We start from the raw sequence: 21,250 nt of genomic DNA, 5'->3' as shown, positions 1-21,250 counted from the left end.
TTATAGATAGATATAATTACATTAAGCAGAAGGGTTCTATAACATATATGTAAAAAGGTTATGTAAGATAACAAGAGGGCGTATACTTGGCTCCCTCTCCGCCTGACTGTCTATTGGGGTGGAATCATTATCCATATATACCCGAATTCAGCCGTACTGATTACAATTATTGCAGATAAATGTTTGGTTTGCATGTGCAAAAAGACGTAGGTCCTGTGCTGGAACCAACGCTTTCCTGACATCACTTGGGCACATCAGAGACATAATGTATTTGACAGGCTAGCTGTTTTTTTGCTAGAGTTTTATCAAATCCATAATCTGTATCATTAGGGATGTTACCGTAAGAGGGCATAACCTGATCTGGCTTGTTTGCGTTGCCTACTAATGCATACAGGCTGGTTCGGGTTTTTTTGTTGTAAAGGGCAAGCTATACGGTAGCGAATTTGAACTATTCGGAAGGAGAGTTAGTATGTCCAATTTTGTGTTTCCTGAGAATTTCCTGTGGGGAGGTGCCTTGGCTGCGAACCAGGTTGAGGGCGCATATCTGGAGGATGGCAAAGGTCTGAGCGTTGTCGATCTTATGCCAGCAGGCGAGAAGAGAAGAGATATCATGAAAGGATATGTTCCATCCCTGACTCCACTTGAGGGAGAATTTTATCCGTCACATGAAGCTATTGATTTCTATCACCGCTATAAAGAGGATATCGCATTATTTGCAGAGATGGGCTTCAAGGCTCTTCGTGTCTCGATCGCATGGGCCCGGATTTATCCAACAGGTGAAGAGGCTGCACCGAACGAAGCAGGACTGAAGTTCTACGACGATCTGTTCGATGAGCTGCTGAAGCATGGAATCCAGCCGGTGGTTACATTGGCTCACTTCGACGTGCCAGTTAGTCTGGTAGAGAAGTACGGAAGCTGGAGAAGTCGCGAGCTGGTGCCGTTATTTGAGAAATATGCGCGCACGGTGCTGGAGCGCTACAAGAGCAAAGTGAAATACTGGATGACATTCAACGAGATCAATATGCTGCTGCATTTGCCATTCGTGGGTGCAGGGCTTACGTTCCAGGAAGGCGATAATGTGAAGCAAATTCAGTATCAAGCGGCACATCATCAGCTAGTCGCAAGTGCGCTTGCGGTAAAAGCCTGTCATGAGCTCATACCAGATGCCATCATCGGCTGTATGCTGGCAGCAGGAAGCTTCTATCCGTATACTTGCAATCCTGAGGATGTATTCCAGGGTATGGAGAAGGACCGCGAGTCCTACTTCTTCATTGACGTGCAATCCCGCGGGGAATACCCAGGCTATGCCAAGCGTTTCTTCAAGGACCATGGTCTGAATATAGCGATGGAGCCTAGCGATGCAGACATTCTCAAGAATAACACAGTAGACTACATTGGCTTTAGCTATTACTCCAGCCGTACAACCAGTACCGACCCAGAGGTCGTGAAGAAGATGACCAGTGGTAATGTGTTTGGCTCGGTTTCCAATCCTTATCTGGCTAAATCCGAATGGGGCTGGACCATTGATCCTAAGGGCTTCCGTATTACTGCGAACCAATTGCATGATCGTTATCAAAAGCCTCTATTTGTGGTGGAAAATGGCCTTGGAGCGGTGGATACAGTCACTCCAGACGGAGAAGTGGATGATTCCTACCGAATCGACTACCTGCAGCGTCATATTGCCGAGATGGGAGAAGCCATTCAGGATGGTGTCGAAATCATCGGATATACCAGCTGGGGGCCGATCGATATCGTCAGCGCGTCGTCTGGTGAAATGAAGAAGCGCTATGGCTATATCTACGTCGATCGTGACAACGAAGGCCAAGGTACGCTGAAGCGCATCAAGAAGAAGAGCTTCGACTGGTACAAGCAAGTTATTGCATCCCGTGGAGCCGATCTCGAACAAAAGTAACCGCATCTCGACTACCTGATATCTTATAATCGTCTGCCGGAGTCCTTTTTCTCCTCGGAATGAGGGGATAAGGCTGCGGCAGGCTTATTTCGGTTGAAAGCGTTGACATATCCCTGTTTTCAGGCTATACTTGACGCGAATCCATCTTTACTATTGGGATTGTTACTATACGGGTATTATGCGTACTCTCATGCATGGTGCTGACTGTGTAGGCAAAACCTAAGCTGTCAGAGGACCGGCAATATTGCCTGTTTTATTCTGGCCTGCTTTAGGTTTTTTTTGTATCCCGAGACCCAGATGAATAAGGGGCGGTTGGTGCAGTGAGAACGGGGGATCAACATGAAAATAGCCAAAGTCATTAACAACAACGTAATCAGTGTATATCAAACGGACGGTACAGAGGCTGTCATCATGGGGCGTGGAATTGCGTTTAAGAAGAAGCCCGGAGATCAGGTTGATGAGACGCGGATCCAGAAGGTATTTGCACTGAAAAATAAGCAGACCACCGATAATTTCAAGATGCTGCTGCGGGAAGTACCACTGGAGCTGATTGAGATCGTGGAAGGAATTATCAGTGACGCCAAGCGTGATCAGGACCGGAACCTGAATGAGAATATCTATGTGTCGCTGACAGATCACATTCACTTTGCCATGGAACGTTATGAGCAGGGAATAGAGATTAAAAATGCCCTCTTGTGGGAGATCAAGCAGCTCTACAAAGAGGAGTTCAATCTGGGTCTCAAGACACTGGAGCAGATTAAGCATAAGCTGGGCGTAGAGCTCCCTCCGGATGAGGCGGCCTTTATTGCTATTCACCTCGTTAATGCGGAGATGAACGAAGAAGTAGCGACTACGATGAATATTACCAAATTCATTCAGCAAATTGTGAATATTGCCAAATATCACTTTAAAATGGAGCTGGATGAGGAATCATTAAGCTATTTTCGCTTTATTACGCATTTGAAATTCTTCTCGCAGCGGATATTCAACGGCACGCATTATGATAACCATGATGACCATTTCTATGATCTCATTCGGGATAAGCATCCTGAGGCAGCAGCCTGTGTGGAGAAGATCAATGTCTTTATCCAAAATGAGTATAATCATGTTCTAACGAATGAGGAAAAGCTGTATCTAATGATTCATATTCAGCGAGTGATTACACGTGGGCCTGAGGTTGCGAATGATTAAATAGCGCTTTATCAAGTTGTTATATGAATTTAAAATAGTTGTTGACAATCTTCAAGGCTGTCGTTTACGATATGTCTAACAGGAACTGAATAATGATTTAACTGGGATTGTTACTGGTTATGCAGGCAAAACCTAAGTCATGGGAGGAATAGGACTACATGTGTCCCCTCGCCAATGGCTTAGGTTTTTTGTGTGCTCAAAAATCGGTTCCACCTGTTCTAATAACACACGGGGGTGTACAGCATGAGTCAGGAGAAACTGGCAAAGGAAATTATTGAGTTGGTAGGTGGCGAGAAGAACGTCGTATCTCTCGTACACTGTGCCACGCGTCTGCGCTTCGTACTGAAGGACGATAGCAAAGCAGACAAGGCAGGTCTGCAGAGAACAGATGGGGTCATTGCCGTCAAAGAAAATGGCGGACAGTTTCAAGTTGTCGTAGGTAACAAGGTACCTGAGGTCTATAGCGCCATCGGCAAAATTACCAAGCTGCTGGATGACGGACCTAAGGAGCCAAGTGGCAAATCCGCTAAAGGTATTGGTGCTATCGTCGATGTCATCTCCAGTATTTTTGCTCCATTGCTTGGAGTTATGGCTGGTGCGGGTATTCTCAAGGGCTTGCTGCTGATCGCCAGCAATCTAGGCTGGTTGGAGACGACAGAGACCACTTATACGATTCTGTATGGTACATCTGACGCTTTATTTTATTTCCTGCCAGTGCTGTTAGCGGTTACAACCGCTCGGAAGTTCGGAGGAAACATTTTTATTGCAATGACCATAGCCGGATCATTATTGTATCCGTCTATCATGGCTTTGAAAACAGAAGGTGTAGCAACTGATTTCTTCGGGATTCCAGTCATCATGATGACGTATTCCTCTACCGTTATTCCGATTATTATCGCCATTATTGTAATGTGCAAGCTGGAGAAGCTGTTCAACCGATTGATTCATGAGAGCGTGAAGAACTTCATCACGCCACTGCTGCTTCTGGTCATCATGGTTCCGCTTACGCTGATCGTGTTTGGACCATTCGGTGTGTATGTTGGTAATGCCATTGCTTCCGGTCTGGTAGCTGCCTTCGGCTTCAGTCCACTGATCGCTGGTGCGATCATGGGTGCATGCTGGCAGTTGCTCGTTATCTTTGGAGTACATTGGGGTCTGGTTCCGATCTTCATCAATAACGTGGCTGTTCATGGCCGTGATGGCATCAAGCCTGCAGCAACAGCATCTGTATTTGCTCAGACCGGCGCATCCTTCGGGGTTATGCTCAAAACCAAGAACAAGAAGCTCAAAACATTGGCGGGTTCCGCTACACTGAGTGCCCTGTTCGGAATTACCGAGCCTGCTGTCTATGGTGTGACGCTCCCACTGAAGCGTCCGTTCATCGCTGGTATTATCGGTGGTGCTGTCGGTGGTGCTATCATTGGTCAAGCGGGTACACAGGCGTTCGCTTCCGGCGCACCTGGACTGTTGACACTGCCAATCTTCTATGGACCAGGTGGACAAGGCTTCCCGGGTCTGATTATGGGTATTACGGCATCCTTTATTATCTCAGCGGCGCTCACTTATATTCTGGGCTTCGAAGATCCGGTGGAAGAGGAAGACAAGGCTACCAAGTCCGTTGAACCATCCAATCAGACGGCTCCTGTAGCCAGCGCGAATCAAGAAGTGCTCAGCCCGATCCAAGGTAAAGTAGTATCTCTGTCTGAAGTGCCAGATCCAGCGTTTTCATCCGGCGCCATGGGGCAAGGCATTGCGATTGAACCTTCTGAAGGACGGGTAGTGGCTCCATTCGATGGAACGGTTACTGTAGCCTTCAAGAAGAAGCATGCTTTGGCTGTTGTCTCCGAGACAGGAGCAGAGGTTCTCGTTCATGTCGGAGTAGACACTGTCAAGCTGGATGGACAGCATTTTACCTCCTACATTAAGGAAGGGGATCAGGTCAAGGCTGGCGATCTACTGCTGGAATTTGATCTGGAGCAAATCAAGGCGGCTGGTTATCATACGGTAACGCCAGTCATTATTACGAACTCGGCCGATTATGCTGAGGTGAAGCCTGCTGCGGATGGTCAAGTTCAGCTTCAGCAGCCACTATTGAAGCTACACATCTAATTCGACGATAAAGCTACTATAATGTTCATATCATGGATAGGCAGCGAGCCCTTGGGGGGTGTCGCTGCCTCTTTTTATTAAGATGATAGAATATATAAGCTTTCAGCGAAGCTGATAGTAAAATAAGAAATGCGAACTATTGTTCCCTACAATGACTTGCTATACAATATATGAGGGAATGGAGCGGTAACATCCATTATTGACATTGTGGCTGCCCAGATGAATAGAGAGGATGCATGACATCATGATGGGAAGAGCCCATATTATTATTGGTACTGGCGTTAGCTGGTCAGTGCTTGTGCTGCAAGGCTATGATGTAACATTGCCCGCTGCCGCAGCGGCTGTGATTGGATCCTTGCTGCCGGATATTGATGAACCGAATTCGCTCTTGCTCAGCAGGACGATGCCACGGAAGCTGTTGCGTTGGGTACAGATATTGACGCTAATCGGTGCTGTGATTGTGTTCATGGCAGGTGTATTCAGCTACCCATGGGATTGGATTCTGGCAGGGATTATGGCCGTCGTGGCGTGGATTCCTTCCCGCTCCTTACGGAAGGTCATTCTGTTTGCGCTAGGCGCGGGGTTCGCTTGGTACGGTGGTGCTTATAGTCCGTGGAATTATATTGCGGGCAGTCTGCTCGTAATTTGCACGATTGTCCCTCATCGTGGGCTGACGCATACGCTCTATGGAGCGGCAGCCTGGACAGGGCTGCTGTATGGCACAACAGCCGCTTATGGAGACAGCATCTGGCTGGCAGGTGGTATAGCCTATGTAGTGCATCTCCTTGCGGATTCCTTGACCAATAATGGCATTAAGCCACTACCGCCCCTGAATCTGCGCCTTCGCTTCCGCCTGATGAGCACAGGAACGAAGAAGGGAGCCAGGGTCGAGAACATTTGCATTGCTCTGACGCTGCTACTGGTGACGGTCGCGTACATTTTTCGATCCGTTTGATGAATTAGTAGTGACAACACACCAAAGCCATGCTCTGCGGCACGTATCCCTTTTCAGGATAGACGAGCCAGGAGCATGGCTTTGATCATTGTGGCTGTGTAAGTCTCATGATCTCGGCATGATCACGAGTTCTCAATGATGGTATTGAGTGTGGTGCGATCCAGATGCTTCACAAGCTTGATAATCAGTTCTTTTGCAGCTGCATAATCATCTGTGTGAATAATGGAGCCAGAGGTATGGATGTATCTACCACATATGCCAATGACAGTGGAAGGCACACCTTTACCACTTAAATGAACCTGACCAGCGTCTGTTCCACCTGGAGAGATGAAATATTGATACTTAATACGATGGGTATCCGCCATATCCTTTACATATTCCACCAACCCACGGTGGGTCAACATCGTAGGATCAAATACGCGAAGTAAAGCCCCGTGACCGAGATGCCCATAGGCATTTTTGTCGCCGGTCATATCATTAGCTGCACTACAATCAAGTGCGAAAAAAATGTCCGGCTGAATGAGATTGGCCGCCGTTCTTGCTCCTCGCAGCCCCAATTCCTCCTGCACAGTAGCTCCCGTATATAACGTGTTTGGCAGCTTTTCCTTATGTACAGCCTCAAGAAGCTCAATTGCCAGGCCGACACCATAGCGGTTGTCCCAAGCCTTGGCCATTATTTTTTTGGGGTTAGCCAGAGGTGTGAACTTGCTTACTGGAACAATGGATGTCCCGGGCACAATTCCCAAAGCCTCTACTTCCTCACGACTATCTGCACCGATATCCAGATACATGTGCTTCAATTCAACAGGTTTGCTGCGCGCGGCATCATCGAGCAGGTGTGTAGGCGTCGAGCCCACAACGCCTTCGATAGGTCCATTTGGCGTGATGACCTGAAGTCGCTGAGACATGACTGCTTGACTCCACCAGCCGCCGAGCTGTTGGAATTTGATCATGCCAGTATCTGTAATGCCGTTGACCAAGAAGCCAACCTCATCAAAATGTCCCGCTACCATGACGCGAGGTCCTTCTTCATCGCCTCTTACAACACCGAACAGGCTTCCCAGATGATCCTGTACGAATTCATTGGTGTAAGATGACATCTTGTCCTTCACCCATGCTCTGAGCTCTCGTTCATGCCCTGGTGCAGAAGGGAATTCAGTCAATGTTCTGAACAATTCTAAAGTGTGCTGATCCATGTATGTAATCACTCCTCATTAATTAACCGCCGGATAGTTATTATGTTTAAGTATAAAGCATTATGTATAAATGTCCATGCTGAATCCGTTTGTCAGAAGTGGTGATCAGCACGAAATTACCAATCATAACAAGGGCTCCCTCGACAAATAATGAACATGGAGAAAGATTGTCCTTTAGTTCTTTATTTAAATACGATACAGGAGGTGCGGGGATGGCTGTGAAAACAGGGCGTTCCAATGCTGGACAACAGATTAAGCCCAAATTGACTCTCCACGAGGAAGAATATCAGCAAATTGCCAAGAAGCATGAGCCTTCCAGAAAGGTGCTGGTGAACTGCATCCGTGCTTTTTTAGTAGGTGGTTTTATTTGTCTTATCGGTCAGGCCATTCTCCGTGCTTTTATGGCCGGATTCGATATGACGGCAAAAGATGCAGGGAATCCAACCGTTGCGGTCTTGATTCTGATCTCCGTCATTTTGACCAGCATGGGGGTATACGACAAGTTCGCACAGTGGGCGGGTGCAGGGACAGCCGTACCTGTAACGGGCTTTGCCAACTCCATGTGTTCAGCTGCAATTGAGCATCGGTCAGAAGGTCTGGTGCTTGGTGTCGGTGCCAGTATGTTCAAGCTTGCGGGCTCCGTCATTGTATTCGGCGTGGTCGCTGCGTTCATCATTGGACTTGTCTATGCAGCTCTAGGTGTAGGAGGCAACCATTTATGAAAAGATTGGGTGAGCAGACCTGGAAATTCGAATCACGTCCGCGGATTGCGGGAAGCGCTACTGTAGTTGGCCCTGATGAAGGCGAGGGTCCCCTTGCCGCAGATTTCAGCTATGTGTATGACAACCTTGAGATTGATGAGAAGACTTGGGAAAAAGCTGAACGCCGCTTGCTGGAGCAAGCCTCACAGCTTGCTCTGGTCAACTCCAATCTGACCAAGGATGATATTCAGTTTTTTGTGGGCGGCGACTTGCTGAACCAGATTATTAGCAGTTCCTTTGCTGCTCGTAAGCTTGGCATCCCTTACCTGGGCGTATTTGGTGCCTGCTCCACCTCGATGGAGAGCCTTGCTTTGGCTTCCCTTATTGTGGATTCAGGGGGCGCAGATTATGCCATCGCGGGTACTTCCAGTCACAATTGTACGGCAGAAAAGCAATTCCGCTATCCTACGGAATATGGCTCTCAGAAGCCGCCAACCGCACAATATACCGTTACTGGGGCAGGCTGTGCCGTCGTTGGTACCACCGGCAATGGTGCAATTGTTGACTGTGCGACCATAGGCAGGGTACAGGATATGGGGATTAAGGACCCGTTCAATATGGGAGGCGCTATGGCTCCAGCAGCAGCAGACACCATTCTTTCTCATTTTCGAGATACGGGAAGAAGTGTTCAGGATTATGATTTGATTGTGACTGGTGACCTCGCATCTGTGGGTCTGCCTATAATGAAGGAATTACTTAAGGATCATGGGATGGATACCGAAGCGACGGAATTTAACGACTGCGGGCTCATGATCTTTGATCGTGAGAAGCAGAAGCAAGTTATTGCGGGTGGAAGCGGCTGCGGCTGTGCAGCAGTAGTGACCTATGGGCATCTGCTCAAGCGCCTTCAGAGTAGGGAACTGAAGCGAGTGCTGGTTGTTGCTACAGGAGCACTCTTATCGCCACTTTCGTATCAGCAAGGAGACAGTATTCCATGTGTTGCACATGCTGTAGCTTTAGAAGCAGGAGGACAATAATATGCAATTTTTATGGGCTTTCTTAGTAGGTGGCGCGATCTGTGTCGTGGGGCAAATCTTAATTGATGTATTCAAGCTGACTCCTGCCCATACGATGAGTTCGCTTGTCGTTGCGGGGGCAGTAGCAGATGCAGTAGGCATTTATGATCCACTAATTAAGTTCGCAGGGGCTGGAGCAACCGTGCCCATTACCAGCTTCGGTAATCAACTCGTCCACGGAGCACTGACAGAACTGGAGACACAAGGATGGATGGGGGTTATTACCGGCATCTTCAGCCTGACGAGTGCGGGCATCTCCTCTGCGATCATTTTCTCCTTTCTGGCAGCATTGGTCGTTCGGCCCAAAGGATAAAGCTGTCTTAGCTGAACATAACATTTACATGTCGTATACATCGGTTTCTGCGGCGACCTGCAGATCAGGTCGTGAATTCAAAAGCTTCATCATCTAATAAGCGAATGCCGACATCCCGGAGCAGAGTTCCGGGGTGTTTTGCTGTTAGCTACACTGGGTATTGTACATAGATATGAGAAATTGATAGTTATAGAGAAAATCATAGGAATACTTGAATCTGGAAGCTGTGGCAAGTGTACTCTCGCTTCATGTTCATGTACAATAATAAATAGAAACTACTTTTAATAGAAGCTATATCGTAGAGTCCAACATCTTAATGCACTTACTCATGAATGCAATGAATTCAATAAACTCAGTAAACACAATAAACTCAACAAACTCAATAAACTCAATAAATTTAATGAATGCTCTTAATAGAATAGCAGTTGAATCGTTTACGTCCTGTGAACGGACTGCATGTTGATATTTTAGGAGGTACACGATTATATGCCCGTTCGCCAAGAATCTCTGCAGACGATCTCTGCAGTCCGTACGAATCTAGAATCATGCATACTAGGTAAATCTTTTGAAATACAGCTGCTCATGACCGCGATGCTTGCGGGAGGGCATGTACTCATCGAGGATGTGCCGGGTACTGGCAAAACTCAGATGATCAAAGCATTGGCAAAGTCCATGCGAGGCGATTACAGACGGATTCAATGTAACCCGGACTTGTTGCCAAGTGATATTACAGGGGTATCCATTTTCCACCCCAAGGATGAGAAATTCTACTTCAGACCCGGTCCGGTCATGACGAATATTTTGCTTGCCGATGAGATTAACAGAGCCACAACCAAGACACAATCTGCCCTGCTGGAGGTTATGGAGGAACGGAGCGTCACTGTGGATGGCGAGACATATCCACTACCATCCCCGTTCATGCTGTGTGCCACCCAGAACCCAATTGACTTCGAAGGTACGTATATGCTTCCTGAAGCGCAGCTGGATCGATTCATGCTGAAGCTCAGTCTGGGCTACCCAGATGAAGAGACAGAGAGAAATCTGCTGTTCAGCCATCAGCAAGGCCAGCCAGTGGACAAACTGGAGCCTGTAGCTAATATGGAGCAGATCGCAGCCATTCAGCGCGAGATTCGTGATGTCTATCTGAATGAGGATGTAGCATCCTATCTGCTGGGAGTGGTTCGTTCTACGCGTGAAAATTCAGCCGTGCTGCTTGGGGCCAGCCCTCGTGCCGCCCTATCTTTTGTTATGGCTGTCAAGGCTTATGCCTTTTTGCAAGAGAGAGACTATGTGCTTCCTGACGATGTGAAGACCTTGGCTCCTTATGTGCTGGCACACCGCTTGCTGCTGCGCCCGGAGGCCCGCATGGATCACGCAAATTCGCAGGCTGTGCTGCATTCAATTCTGCGGCAGGTTGAGGTGCCCGTACAGCTGGAGAGATTGTGAACATGAGCACGGGTAAATTCAGTACCAAGTTACGTTATATTAACGCTAAAGTAGGTACTTTTATTCTGATCTGGGTGGTCTGTCTCCTCTATGTGTTGTTTCAAGGCGGCAAGACATCCTTTATGCTGCTGTCCATGATTACGTTGTTGGGCTTATATTTGTGGATTTCGGGGCTCAGCAGTGTAAGTCGTGTCACAGGCGTCCGGCGACTGTCCTCTGGAGAGGAATATGATGATCTACTTCACGCGGGGGATCAGGTGCATGTCAGACACAATGTCAGCATCCCTGGATTTTTGCCGCTGCCTTATGTCATTGTCAGAGAGGTGCTGCACCGTCATACAGGCGAGACATGGTCATTTGAGGAGAGTATTATTCCATCCATGAAAGGGGAGGGGCAGCTCTCCTATCAGACTCCGTCCTTGGAGCGGGGAAGGTATTCCTTTGCAGAGACCGAGATTGTCAGTGAGGATATATTTGGTCTCTTGGAGAATAAGGGACGTCTTAAGGTGCCGGGGGATTTCAGAGTCCTTCCCCGGACAGCGTTCATTCCCCACTGGGATCTGAATGACTACAAGACCAGACGATCTGGCCAGCAATCCACCCACATTCGTACCCGCAGAGAGACGACTCAGATCAACGGAGTTCGTGATTATGTATATGGGGACCGGCTATCGCGTATTCACTGGAATGCAACAGCCCGGACGGGTAGCTGGAAATCCAAAGAATATGAGCATGAGACGATTCCGAAAACCATCGTAATTCTGGATCAACTGGCTACGCATTATGCTTCAAGAGATCAATTCGAGCTTGCTGTCTCCTGCGCGGCTTCACTGCTGGATTATGGTGGTCGTGAGCGAATGCGTATTGGCTTGGGTGTGGCAGGTAATGGACTAAAGGTGTTCACGGCAAGTGAGAATATCAACGATATTCAGAAAATGATACAGCATCTCGTGGATGTCGACATGGAGGAGAACGGCGACCTGCAGATTGCCTTGGAAAAGCAGCTTCATCTGCTTCCATCCGGGTCGTATATGGTACTGATTAGTCCGTGTACAGATGATCGGATATTGGAGCTGCTGCGTTGGGCAGACACACGTGGGATGATTCCCTGCCATGTACATGTTGGAGGCTCTCGTGCAACCTCATCTCAAGAGGAGTGGAAGGAATTATTACGCATGAGAGGCATTAAGGCTTATACAGTATCCTCTCTTGAAGAGTTACCTGCTGTGATGGGAGGAGGGGGACGATGAATAAATGGGTAAGACTGATGCTGTCGAACTGGTATCTGTCTTTTGCAATATTGTGGATCATGGTCATCGCCTTTCAGTGGCTGTCCTTTGCTTCTATATTATGGTTTGAGGAGACCACCACGATTGTCCTTAAGACGTTGATTGCTGTCGCAGTGATCAATATACTTCTTCCTTTCAGCTCCTGGTGGAAGCTGCTCCTGAAGGCAATTGCATTGCTATTTATCCTCTTCAGAACGTTAAGTGACTACTCCATTATGCTGAGTGACGGGAATGCCTTGGAGCAGGTTATATATTTTACAGGTATGGTCACCCCATACATCTGGTATGCGATGATTGCCTGGCTGCTACTTGAGCTCATTCCGATGCTAGTCACAAATAAGAAGCGTATTCTCGTTTTTATCGGCCTGAATATTGTTGCTCTGGGGGTACTGGATTCCTTCACACCATTCGTGCTCTGGCAGGAAGTGGCCTGGATATTTTTTGCCGGCATGGGCTGGCTTGTGACCAAGCATTTTGAGCAATTTAGACAGCGTTACCCGCAGGGCTGGCGCAATTTGCGACGTTATCCGTTCAAGATTACCGCCAATATTGCGATAATTTTCTCGTTGGTCATTGTGGCTGGCGTTAATATGCCTGAGGTTCCTCCCTCATTAATGGATCCCTATACAGCCTGGAGAAATATGTCTGGAACAGGTACGGCAGGTGGGAATGGGGTGACGGGATCACCAGTACAGCAGATGAATTCGGAATCCGGATACAGCCGTCAGGACAATCGTCTGGGGGGCGGCTTTAATTTTGACTACTCACCTGTTATGACAGTCATCACCAATCAGCGCAGCTACTGGAGGGGAGAGAGCCGGAGAGTGTATACCGGTCTTGGCTGGGCAGACAATGCTGGTAGTCGGGCTGATTTTGAGGATGTTGCGGCTAACCAGGAACTCGGACTTGGGGAGACTCCTTCGATCCAGACAGAGTCAGTCGTTCAGACCGTGATGATGCAGAATGAGAATTCCTATCCGGTGCTGTTCGGTGCCTTTGCCATTAACAGGGTCGAATCGGTAGATGGCACTACGAATACAGACTGGCTTAGCTGGAAAGAAGAACAAGGCGAGCTACACTGGAATTCTCCGCGTCGTACGAATCGGTACCCACGGACGTATACGTTGATCTCGCAGGTGCCTGTCATTCCGGAGCGGGAGCTCCGCTCCAAGAGCTTTAGTGAGCTCTATGGCAATCGTGATCTTGAAGAATATTTGCAAATGCCCGGGAGCTTCCCCGACCGGGTAACCGAGCTGGCAGAGACCATTACCGAGTCAGCAGATACACCATATGAGAAGGTTGGTCTTCTGCAGCAATATTTGCAGCAAAACTACACGTACACGAACAATCCGGATCTGTCGCGTAGCAACAGTGAGGATTTTGTGGAAGGCTTTCTATTCGATATTCGCGAAGGCTACTGCGATTATTTCTCGACCTCGATCGTTATGATGTCACGGTCCTTGGGGATTCCTGCCCGCTGGGTGAAGGGATATGCCCCAGGCCAGATTACCTTTAACGAGCAAGCTGCATCTGCATCTCAAGAGGAGAATATGATCGCTTATTCTGTAACGAATGCAGATGCCCATTCCTGGGCAGAAGTCTATTTTGGTGAAGAGTATGGTTGGATACCAGTAGAAGCTACGCCTGGATTTGATATGCCGTTGCTGACGCAAAGCGAGGACTCACAGCCTGTTCAAGCACCTGAGCTGGAGGAAGAGGAGCAGGCTCAGGAGCCGCAGCAGGAGACACCTGCTAACCAAAACAATGAGACAAGCATTCCGCAAGGCATCGTTTGGGTGGCAGTTGCTGTGCTGGTATTATGGGCAGGGTACATTCTGTGGCGCAACCGGATATTTATACATTTTTACATGCTTCATGTTCGGCTGGGGCGTCCACTGAATGCTGCGGAGAAAGTAGTAGTAGAGACGGAGCGATGGCTACGTTATATGAAGCGAAGAGGCTATGGACGACAGCCTGGCGATACGCTGAGGGAAGCCGTCAATCGCTGGCAGTCTGAGTCAGAGGAGCTTGCGGTTGTGCTGAACAAGCTGCTGGAGCTGTTCGAGCAAGCCAGATACAGCCCGGCAAAGGTGTCTGAAGACGATTGGCGATTGGTGCGCGTGTACGCAGCCCAGCTTCGGAAAGCAGGAAGACAGTCAGGTCCTCCTGGAAGCAATGCACATCAAGCAGATGTGAATGGATAGCAAGTGAGGAGTCGCTTACGCTTCGTAAGCGGCTTTTTACTAAGCTCCCGTAATATGGTATAGTTTGTCGTATGAAGCTGAGGTGACCGAATTGTTTGAATTGTTCATGCCCAAATTGCGGGTAGATACAGTGTTTGACATTGATCTAGAGGGACTATACGCCCAAGGATACCGTGGTATTATCACGGATCTGGATAACACGCTTGTAGGAGCCAAAGCACCTAACGCAACTCCCGAGCTCATTGCATGGTTCGAGAAGGTGAAGAAGGCCGGCTTCAAGCTTATTATTGTGTCCAATAATAAATTGAATCGTGTATCACTATTTGCTACGCCACTGGATATCCAATTCATTCATGGCGCAAGAAAACCTACGAACAAGGCATTCCGCCAAGCGATGAAGCTGATGGAGCTAACACCTGAGCAGACCATTATGGTAGGCGATCAGATGATGACAGACGTGTTCGGCGGTAACCGCATGAAGCTGCACACTGTCCTCGTATTGCCTATTTCGGAACAGGATGAAGGCTGGACGACACGCATCAATCGGCGCTTGGAGCGGATTGCCCTGACACAGCTACGTAAGAAAGGGATTTGGCTTGAGGAGGAAAAGAATAAATGACAGAATCCAAGAGGGACAACGTTAAGCTGCGCTGTAGCGGCTGCGGAATTGCTTTGCAATCTGCAAGTCCCGAGCTTCCGGGTTATATTCCGGAGAAGACCATGGAGCGCGAGCCAGTAATCTGCCAGCGCTGCTTCCGTATCAAGAACTATAATGAGGCATCGTCTGTGGCTGTGGACCAGGACGAATTCCTGAGTCTGCTTAGCAAGATTGGTGATAAGGACGCGCTAGTCGTTCACATCGTTGATTTGTTTGATTTTGAAGGTAGTCTGATCTCTGGTCTGCAACGCTTTGTAGGCAGTAATCCAGTTATTCTGGCAGTTAACAAAATTGATCTGCTGCCCAAGGTGACCAACTGGAACAAGGTGCGTAACTGGGTGCAAAAGCAAGCCAAGGAGCAGGGACTTCGCACCTCCGAAATTGTCTTGTGCAGCGCCAAGAAGAATCAGGGCTTCGATCGTCTGCTTGAGGCTGTTGCCGAGCAGCGTGGTAATCGAGACGTCTATGTTGTAGGCGGAACGAATGTGGGTAAATCCACTTTAATTAACCGCTTGATTAAGGATTATAGTGATCTGGAGCAGGAATTGACGACCTCGCGCTATCCAGGCACGACCTTGGATATGGTTAACATTCCGCTGGATGACGGACATTACATTATTGATACTCCAGGGATTGTGTACCCTTGGCGGTTCAGTGAGATTGTATCGAAGCGTGATCTGGGGGCTATTATGCCAGATAAGCCGCTTAAGCCTGCTGCGTATCAGCTTGATGCGGGACAGACGCTGTTCTATGGCGCGATGGCTCGGTTTGATTTCATTGAGGGTGCGCATCAATCGTTCACCTCGTATATCTCAGGTGCGTTGAAGATTCATCGGACGAAGCTGGAGCGAGCGGATGAGCTGTATGCTAACCATAAGGGAGAGATGCTATCTCCTCCCCATACGGCTGAATTGGCTGAGATGCCTGCTTGGACGAGACATGAATTTAGAGTACCTAAGGGTGCCGATGTAGATTTGTTTATCTCGGGACTCGGATGGATTAAGGTAAACGGCAGCAGCGGAGCTGTGGTGGCTATTCATGCGCCGCGAGGAATCCGTGTGCTGATGCGACCATCATTGATATAAGACGGTTCACAGTCACTGGTTAGATGAGCAAGGCAAATGATCAAGTTAAATGATGAAGATAAATGGTCAGGTAAATGATCAGGATAAATAAGCATTACAGAAATGATACTGGCAAAGCAGGGGGCTATGGTATGCAGAAAAGGGTTACGGAGTCGGGGCAGGAGCATCGTGTCCAACTGGGTGTATTAGGAGATCCGATTGCACAGTCTCGCTCTCCGCTCATGCATCAGGCGGCCCTGGACGCTGCTGGCATACCGGGAGAATATGTTGCCATTCATGTGACTCGGGAACGTCTTGGTGATGTAATGCGTGACATCCGGGTGCAAGGCTTCCGAGGTGTAAATGTAACGATCCCCCACAAGGTGGAGGTCATGAACTACCTGGACGAGCTGGATGAAGCAGCCAGGCGGATTGGTGCTGTGAACACCGTGGTCAACGAGCAGGGACGCCTGAAGGGGTACAATACGGATGGAGTCGGCTACGTAAGATCTTTGAAGGAAGAGGCCATAGCCCAGCTGTCGGGGTTGAAGATCATGATGCTCGGCGCTGGTGGTGCCGCTAGAGGTGTGCTGGATGCTTTGGTTGCAGAGCAGCCGGATACCGTATATATTGTGAATCGGACCGTGGATAAAGCAGCGAGCCTCGCAGCAGAGTGGAACGGAGCAGTTAAGGTAGAGGGCTATGGAATGGAGGACGCTGAGCGGCTTGTTCGCGAGGTCGATGTTTTGATCAATACAACCTCTTTAGGCATGTACCCAGCTATAGACGAGCTACCTTTTCCGACTGAATGGATTCCTAAGGGAATTGTGGTCAGTGATCTGATCTACAATCCGCTGGAGACGCGTTTATTGCTGGAGAGCAAGGGGCGTGGCTGCAAGACTCATGGCGGTCTTGGTATGTTCATTTACCAAGGGGCGATTGCCTACGAGCATTGGCTCGGACAGACTCCGTCGATTCCTCATATGCGTGAGGCATTGCTACAATCTCTGGGCAACCAGGTTGAGTGATAGCTAAAGTATTGAATGATTTACATGTACAAGGCTGTGCTTATATATGTAACAAGCTTAAATGAAAAGCAGTCTGTTCAGGGCAACTATTGGAGGCAGACGAAGCTATGAAGGAGTACAATAATTATGTTAACTGGTAAACAAAAGAGATATCTGCGCTCTATGGCGCATCACCTTGATCCGATCTTTCAGGTCGGCAAAGGGGGAACCAACGAGCATCTTTTCCGCCATATCAATGATGCCATTGAGAAGCGGGAGCTGATGAAGATATCCATTCTGAATAACTGTCTGGAAGACAAGCAGGATATCGCCAAGGAGCTGGTCGAAGGCACAGGAGCAGAGCTCGTGCAGATCATCGGCGGGACGATTATTCTGTATAAGGAATCTCGTGATCACAAGGAGATCCAGCTTCCTAACTGAGTAATTTTGCATTGCAAAATACTGAACTAGATGACAGACAAAGGTGATGCTATGAAAGTCGGTATAATGGGCGGTACGTTCGACCCGATTCATATCGGTCATATGCTGGCTGCTGAAGCGGCGAGAGATGGCTACGCACTAGATCAAATCTGGTTCATGCCCTCTCATATTCCACCGCACAAGCGGGCAGCAGGTGCAACTGGAGAGCAGCGTCTGGCTATGACACGGGAGGCTGTGGCCTGTAATTCTGCATTTGAGGTGCTGGATCTGGAGATTCGGCGTGGAGGAGTAAGCTACACGATCGATACCATTCGGGCACTACAGGAGCTTCATCCTGACAAGGACTTCTATTTCATCATCGGAGCGGATATGGTGAACTATCTCGCGGCGTGGGAGCAAATTGAGGAGCTGGCCTCCAGAATAACTTTTATCGGGCTCAGAAGACCGGGGTTCGAGCTGGCGCTGGATTTACTACCTCCCTTCCTGCATAACAAGGTTCTACTTGCTGATATGCCAGTCGTGGATATTTCCTCTACAGATATTCGGGAACGACTTGCGACAGGGCACTCCGTACGTTATATGATCCCTGAATCCGTGTATGAATATATAAGGAAGGGGCGTATGTATGAATTACAGCCGTGAGAAGCTAATGGAGAAGGTCTCTGTACAAATGCCCCAGAAGCGCTGGCAGCATACCCTTGGAGTTATGGAGACCTCTGTCCTGTTGGCCCTTCGCTATGGTGGAGATGCACAGAAGGCGGAGCTGGCAGCGATCCTGCATGACGTAGCCAAATACTGGCCAGTCAAGGACATGGAGGCTGTCATTATGGATAGTCCGGAGGCTGACCGGGAGCTACTGCAGCATGAGAAGCAGCTGTGGCATTCCGAGGTAGGCTATATCGTAGCCCGGCGTGATTATGGCGTAGAGGACTCCGAAGTGCTGAATGCCATACGTTGGCATACATCAGGCCGTGTTGGAATGAGCTTGCTGGACAAGATCGTCTGTCTGGCTGATTATATGGAGCCTGGTCGTGACTTTCCAGGTGTGGAACGGATTCGTGAGCTGGCTCAGCACAGCCTGGAGGAGGCTCTCGTAGCTGGACTGGATAACACCATCTCACATCTTCTGCAGCAAGGGAAGGTCATCTATCCACAGACGGTGCTAACCCGGAATGACCTACTGCTCCAGCTTAAGTCTGTTAAAGACCATAACAATAATAAATGATGACTAATGGCTATCAAGTGAATTGGAAGAGAGTCCATGAATATGTGGATGTGTTCGTTATTAAAGTAACATAAAAGAAAACTGTTGGCTGGATATATGATTCAGGCATGTAGGCGTTTAAATATGAAGCAGCACATCAATAAATGATTATTGGAGGCGTGTGAATGGCAGTAGCAGCGGATCAAATTATGCAGCTTGCAGTAGCGGCGGCAGATGATAAGAAGGCAATGAATATCGTAGCACTGGATTTGCGTGGAATCTCGCTTGTAGCAGATTATTTTGTAATTTGCCACGGTAATTCTGACACTCAGGTGCAGGCGATTGTTACCGAGATTAAGAAGCAAGCGCAGCAAGCAGGAGGCGTAGTTAAGGGAATAGAAGGTATGGATTCAGCACGTTGGGTGTTGGTAGATCTTGGCGATGTCATCGTACATGTGTTCCACCGGGACGAACGTGAATATTATAATATTGAGCGGCTCTGGTCGGATGCCAAAGTCGTGGAGACCGTATGATGCTGACAGCTGGAACCTATGCCAATATTATGGTAGACCGTGAGGTCTCCCCTTATGGGTATTTTCTCAGCGTTGGTGCTCAGGATGTGCTCTTGCATTACACAGAGCTGACCCGCGAGATTGAGATTGGGGAGCGTCTGGACGTCTTTATTTTCTATGATACGGAAGATCGCATTGCAGCAACGATGAAAAAGCCTTACTTGACGTTAGGCGAGATGGCCAAGCTACAGGTGGCGGATATTCACCCGCGCCTGGGCTGCTTCCTGGAGATGGGCCTTGGACGCCAATTGTTACTACCAATCCGTGAACTACCTGAGAACAAGGATCTTCATCCGAAGGTCGGTGATTATGTATTCGCGATTATGGAGCATGACAAACAAGGGCGTCTACGGGCAAAGCTAGCCGGTGAACAAGAGCTGGCACCGCGGGCATTCCATGCCCCTCAATCCTGGGTAAATACCTGGGTCGAAGCCACCGTGTACAAGCCATTACAGATGGGGACTTTTGTTCTGGTAGATGGTGGGGTGCTTGGATTCGGAGCCATTGGTATGATCCACTCCTCCGAACGGAGCCGCTTGCTTCGTCTTGGTGAGCAGGTTAAAGTACGGGTTACGCATGTACGGGAGGATGGAAGAGTTAATCTGGCTATGGCTCCGCGCAAGGAAATTGGCAGGGATGAAGACTCGGAACGCCTGCTTGCTTTCTTGAAGGAACGTCCAGGTGGCGGTATGCCGTATTCCGATATGACTCCTCCGGATATCATCAAGCAACGGTTTGGAATTAGTAAATCGGCGTTCAAGCGAGCGATCGGCAAGCTCATGAAAGAAGGCATCGTCGTTCAGGAGGAGAATTGGACTTACCTGAAGGACAGGCTGCCGAAGAAGGAAGGCAAAGGGCAGGATTCATAACTTACGGTTACGCAGTCACTGTCATACAGGAGATGTTATATATTGTTTATTTTAGGCTCGATCTGAAATATCAGCTGTTGACATGAAGTGCGAATAATGTGCAGGCAGAGGAATGCTGTAGAATCAGCGGTTCATCCTGAAGCACCATTTGGACTTGACGGCGCTGATATGAGGATTGGGCCTTCCGTATGATGAATGCCAATGAAACGAAATGAAGCTCCCCAAGCCAACCAGCTTGGAGAAGGTATAGAAAGTGCGGTGTAATATGGCTTCATACCGAAAATTTGCCTATGTGTATGACGAATTAATGGAGGATATGCCTTATCCGGACTGGCTTCGTTTTGCTAGAGAGGCCTGGGATCGATATGGAATGCCCCATACTGTGGCCGAACTCGGCTGCGGTACGGGTGCCATTACGATTCCCTTGGTCCACTCTGGCTTCGAGGTTGCGGGAATTGACTTGTCCTCAGATATGCTCGCCGTAGCTCGGCAGAAGATGGAGAACACCCCGCAAGGACAGCGTCTCTTCAGGCAAGGGAGTATTCGCTGGCTGCAACAAGATATGCGGGACTGGACGCTTCCAGAGTCAGTTGATACGGTAATATCCTTTTGTGATTGCCTGAACTATCTGCTGCAGGAGGATGATATTCGTGCTACCTTTGCCCAGACCTATGCTGGTCTCAAGGAAGGCGGCACTTTCCTCTTTGACGTGCACCATCCCCGTACGTTCAGGCGTTATGATGAAGAGCAGCCCTTTGTGCTGGATGATAAATCCATTTCTTATATATGGACCTGTGAGCTGGAGGAGGCTACCTGCGAGATCGAGCATCATCTGAGCATTTTTGCCAGAACGGACGACAAGCACGGGGATCTGTACCAGCGGTTCGAGGAGATTCATCTACAGCGTGCCTATGATCCTGATTGGATGAAGAGTGCACTCCTGCAGGCAGGGTTTCGCGAAGTACATATGTATGCGGATTTCGAATGGAAGCAACCGGATGAAGAGACGGCTCGTCTGTTCTTTGTTGCTGTAAAGTGATCGA

General features: G+C 48.7%; 20 protein-coding genes. 19 read left to right on the top strand and 1 reads right to left on the bottom strand.

Annotation, left to right across the window (positions count from 1 at the left end; translation table 11 throughout):
- Positions 1 to 469 precede the first annotated feature (469 nt).
- The 4 genes from D328_RS0126055 to D328_RS0126040 all read left to right on the top strand — a co-directional run bounded on the left by D328_RS0126055 (position 470) and on the right by D328_RS0126040 (position 6,167).
- Entirely contained in the window at positions 470 to 1,912 is a 1,443-nt protein-coding gene (locus tag D328_RS0126055; RefSeq protein ID WP_018887987.1) for a 6-phospho-beta-glucosidase, read from the top strand.
- A gap of 339 nt (positions 1,913 to 2,251) precedes the next feature.
- Positions 2,252 to 3,103 (top strand): BglG family transcription antiterminator LicT, encoded by an 852-nt coding sequence (gene licT, locus D328_RS0126050; protein ID WP_018887986.1) that lies wholly within the window; start codon positions 2,252 to 2,254, stop codon positions 3,101 to 3,103.
- Positions 3,104 to 3,346: 243 nt separating this feature from the next.
- Positions 3,347 to 5,212 carry a beta-glucoside-specific PTS transporter subunit IIABC gene (locus D328_RS0126045; RefSeq protein WP_018887985.1) on the top strand — a complete coding sequence of 622 codons (1,866 nt, stop codon included), beginning with the start codon at positions 3,347 to 3,349 and terminating at the stop codon, positions 5,210 to 5,212.
- Positions 5,213 to 5,456: 244 nt separating this feature from the next.
- A complete protein-coding gene (locus D328_RS0126040; RefSeq protein ID WP_018887984.1) occupies positions 5,457 to 6,167 on the top strand; it encodes a metal-dependent hydrolase in 711 nt (236 codons plus the stop codon).
- A gap of 122 nt (positions 6,168 to 6,289) precedes the next feature.
- Here the strand turns inward: D328_RS0126040 and D328_RS0126035 are convergent, their stop codons facing one another.
- Positions 6,290 to 7,363 (bottom strand): M42 family metallopeptidase, encoded by a 1,074-nt coding sequence (locus D328_RS0126035; RefSeq protein ID WP_018887983.1) that lies wholly within the window; start codon positions 7,361 to 7,363, stop codon positions 6,290 to 6,292.
- A gap of 212 nt (positions 7,364 to 7,575) precedes the next feature.
- On the opposite strand from D328_RS0126035, the gene spoVAC reads away from it, so the two are divergent.
- The 15 genes from spoVAC (at position 7,576) to D328_RS0125960 (ending at position 21,246) form a co-directional block, all read left to right on the top strand.
- Entirely contained in the window at positions 7,576 to 8,085 is a 510-nt protein-coding gene (gene spoVAC, locus D328_RS0126030) for a stage V sporulation protein AC (RefSeq protein ID WP_018887982.1), read from the top strand.
- On the top strand, positions 8,082 to 9,101 hold the full coding sequence (gene spoVAD, locus D328_RS0126025; RefSeq protein ID WP_018887981.1) for a stage V sporulation protein AD: 1,020 nt from the start codon (positions 8,082 to 8,084) through the stop codon (positions 9,099 to 9,101). Before spoVAC ends, spoVAD begins: the two co-directional genes overlap by 4 nt.
- 1 nt (position 9,102) lies before the next feature.
- Positions 9,103 to 9,453 (top strand): stage V sporulation protein AE, encoded by a 351-nt coding sequence (gene spoVAE, locus D328_RS0126020; RefSeq protein ID WP_018887980.1) that lies wholly within the window; start codon positions 9,103 to 9,105, stop codon positions 9,451 to 9,453.
- A gap of 486 nt (positions 9,454 to 9,939) precedes the next feature.
- On the top strand, positions 9,940 to 10,899 hold the full coding sequence (locus tag D328_RS0126015; RefSeq protein WP_018887979.1) for an AAA family ATPase: 960 nt from the start codon (positions 9,940 to 9,942) through the stop codon (positions 10,897 to 10,899).
- A 2-nt stretch (positions 10,900 to 10,901) separates the two neighbouring features.
- Positions 10,902 to 12,149, top strand: coding sequence for a DUF58 domain-containing protein (locus D328_RS0126010; RefSeq protein ID WP_018887978.1), 1,248 nt, complete (start codon positions 10,902 to 10,904; stop codon positions 12,147 to 12,149).
- A complete protein-coding gene (locus tag D328_RS0126005; RefSeq protein WP_018887977.1) occupies positions 12,146 to 14,392 on the top strand; it encodes a DUF4129 domain-containing transglutaminase family protein in 2,247 nt (748 codons plus the stop codon). The genes D328_RS0126010 and D328_RS0126005 overlap by 4 nt, the downstream gene beginning before the upstream one ends.
- Before the next feature lie 91 nt (positions 14,393 to 14,483).
- On the top strand, positions 14,484 to 15,011 hold the full coding sequence (locus D328_RS0126000; RefSeq protein ID WP_018887976.1) for a YqeG family HAD IIIA-type phosphatase: 528 nt from the start codon (positions 14,484 to 14,486) through the stop codon (positions 15,009 to 15,011).
- Positions 15,008 to 16,135 carry a ribosome biogenesis GTPase YqeH gene (gene yqeH, locus D328_RS0125995; protein WP_018887975.1) on the top strand — a complete coding sequence of 376 codons (1,128 nt, stop codon included), beginning with the start codon at positions 15,008 to 15,010 and terminating at the stop codon, positions 16,133 to 16,135. The genes D328_RS0126000 and yqeH overlap by 4 nt, the downstream gene beginning before the upstream one ends.
- Positions 16,136 to 16,266: 131 nt before the next feature.
- Positions 16,267 to 17,142 (top strand): shikimate dehydrogenase, encoded by an 876-nt coding sequence (gene aroE / locus D328_RS0125990; protein ID WP_018887974.1) that lies wholly within the window; start codon positions 16,267 to 16,269, stop codon positions 17,140 to 17,142.
- Positions 17,143 to 17,268: 126 nt separating this feature from the next.
- On the top strand, positions 17,269 to 17,562 hold the full coding sequence (gene yhbY, locus D328_RS0125985) for a ribosome assembly RNA-binding protein YhbY (RefSeq protein WP_018887973.1): 294 nt from the start codon (positions 17,269 to 17,271) through the stop codon (positions 17,560 to 17,562).
- 51 nt (positions 17,563 to 17,613) lie between these two features.
- Entirely contained in the window at positions 17,614 to 18,204 is a 591-nt protein-coding gene (nadD, locus tag D328_RS0125980) for a nicotinate-nucleotide adenylyltransferase (protein WP_026281386.1), read from the top strand.
- Positions 18,188 to 18,787 carry a bis(5'-nucleosyl)-tetraphosphatase (symmetrical) YqeK gene (gene yqeK / locus D328_RS0125975; RefSeq protein ID WP_018887971.1) on the top strand — a complete coding sequence of 200 codons (600 nt, stop codon included), beginning with the start codon at positions 18,188 to 18,190 and terminating at the stop codon, positions 18,785 to 18,787. The genes nadD and yqeK overlap by 17 nt, the downstream gene beginning before the upstream one ends.
- Positions 18,788 to 18,951: 164 nt before the next feature.
- Positions 18,952 to 19,299, top strand: coding sequence for a ribosome silencing factor (rsfS, locus tag D328_RS0125970; protein ID WP_018887970.1), 348 nt, complete (start codon positions 18,952 to 18,954; stop codon positions 19,297 to 19,299).
- Positions 19,296 to 20,207 (top strand): CvfB family protein, encoded by a 912-nt coding sequence (locus D328_RS0125965; protein ID WP_025680340.1) that lies wholly within the window; start codon positions 19,296 to 19,298, stop codon positions 20,205 to 20,207. The genes rsfS and D328_RS0125965 overlap by 4 nt, the downstream gene beginning before the upstream one ends.
- 265 nt (positions 20,208 to 20,472) lie before the next feature.
- Positions 20,473 to 21,246 (top strand): class I SAM-dependent DNA methyltransferase, encoded by a 774-nt coding sequence (locus D328_RS0125960; protein ID WP_018887968.1) that lies wholly within the window; start codon positions 20,473 to 20,475, stop codon positions 21,244 to 21,246.
- Positions 21,247 to 21,250: the final 4 nt, after the last annotated feature.

The sequence above is a fragment of the Paenibacillus massiliensis 2301065 = DSM 16942 genome (assembly GCF_000377505.1).
In the GTDB taxonomy this organism is placed as follows: Bacteria; Bacillota; Bacilli; order Paenibacillales; family Paenibacillaceae; genus Paenibacillus; species Paenibacillus massiliensis.
The sequence above is the reverse complement of the archived record's forward strand: the minus strand, read 5'-3'. Positions and strand labels throughout refer to the sequence as shown.

Excerpts from the sequence above, each read along its gene's own strand:
- nadD (WP_026281386.1), top strand. The coding sequence starts at position 17,614 with ATGAAAGTCGGTATAATGGGCGGTACGTTCGACCCGATTCATATCGGT.
- yhbY (WP_018887973.1), top strand. The coding sequence starts at position 17,269 with ATGTTAACTGGTAAACAAAAGAGATATCTGCGCTCTATGGCGCATCAC.
- licT (WP_018887986.1), top strand. The coding sequence starts at position 2,252 with ATGAAAATAGCCAAAGTCATTAACAACAACGTAATCAGTGTATATCAA.
- D328_RS0126005 (WP_018887977.1), top strand. The coding sequence starts at position 12,146 with ATGAATAAATGGGTAAGACTGATGCTGTCGAACTGGTATCTGTCTTTT.
- aroE (WP_018887974.1), top strand. The coding sequence starts at position 16,267 with ATGCAGAAAAGGGTTACGGAGTCGGGGCAGGAGCATCGTGTCCAACTG.
- rsfS (WP_018887970.1), top strand. The coding sequence starts at position 18,952 with ATGGCAGTAGCAGCGGATCAAATTATGCAGCTTGCAGTAGCGGCGGCA.
- yqeK (WP_018887971.1), top strand. The coding sequence starts at position 18,188 with ATGAATTACAGCCGTGAGAAGCTAATGGAGAAGGTCTCTGTACAAATG.
- D328_RS0126045 (WP_018887985.1), top strand. The coding sequence starts at position 3,347 with ATGAGTCAGGAGAAACTGGCAAAGGAAATTATTGAGTTGGTAGGTGGC.
- D328_RS0126010 (WP_018887978.1), top strand. The coding sequence starts at position 10,902 with ATGAGCACGGGTAAATTCAGTACCAAGTTACGTTATATTAACGCTAAA.
- spoVAE (WP_018887980.1), top strand. The coding sequence starts at position 9,103 with ATGCAATTTTTATGGGCTTTCTTAGTAGGTGGCGCGATCTGTGTCGTG.
- spoVAD (WP_018887981.1), top strand. The coding sequence starts at position 8,082 with ATGAAAAGATTGGGTGAGCAGACCTGGAAATTCGAATCACGTCCGCGG.
- D328_RS0126055 (WP_018887987.1), top strand. The coding sequence starts at position 470 with ATGTCCAATTTTGTGTTTCCTGAGAATTTCCTGTGGGGAGGTGCCTTG.
- D328_RS0126015 (WP_018887979.1), top strand. The coding sequence starts at position 9,940 with ATGCCCGTTCGCCAAGAATCTCTGCAGACGATCTCTGCAGTCCGTACG.
- D328_RS0125960 (WP_018887968.1), top strand. The coding sequence starts at position 20,473 with ATGGCTTCATACCGAAAATTTGCCTATGTGTATGACGAATTAATGGAG.
- spoVAC (WP_018887982.1), top strand. The coding sequence starts at position 7,576 with ATGGCTGTGAAAACAGGGCGTTCCAATGCTGGACAACAGATTAAGCCC.
- D328_RS0125965 (WP_025680340.1), top strand. The coding sequence starts at position 19,296 with ATGATGCTGACAGCTGGAACCTATGCCAATATTATGGTAGACCGTGAG.
- D328_RS0126035 (WP_018887983.1), bottom strand. The coding sequence starts at position 7,363 with ATGGATCAGCACACTTTAGAATTGTTCAGAACATTGACTGAATTCCCT.
- yqeH (WP_018887975.1), top strand. The coding sequence starts at position 15,008 with ATGACAGAATCCAAGAGGGACAACGTTAAGCTGCGCTGTAGCGGCTGC.
- D328_RS0126040 (WP_018887984.1), top strand. The coding sequence starts at position 5,457 with ATGATGGGAAGAGCCCATATTATTATTGGTACTGGCGTTAGCTGGTCA.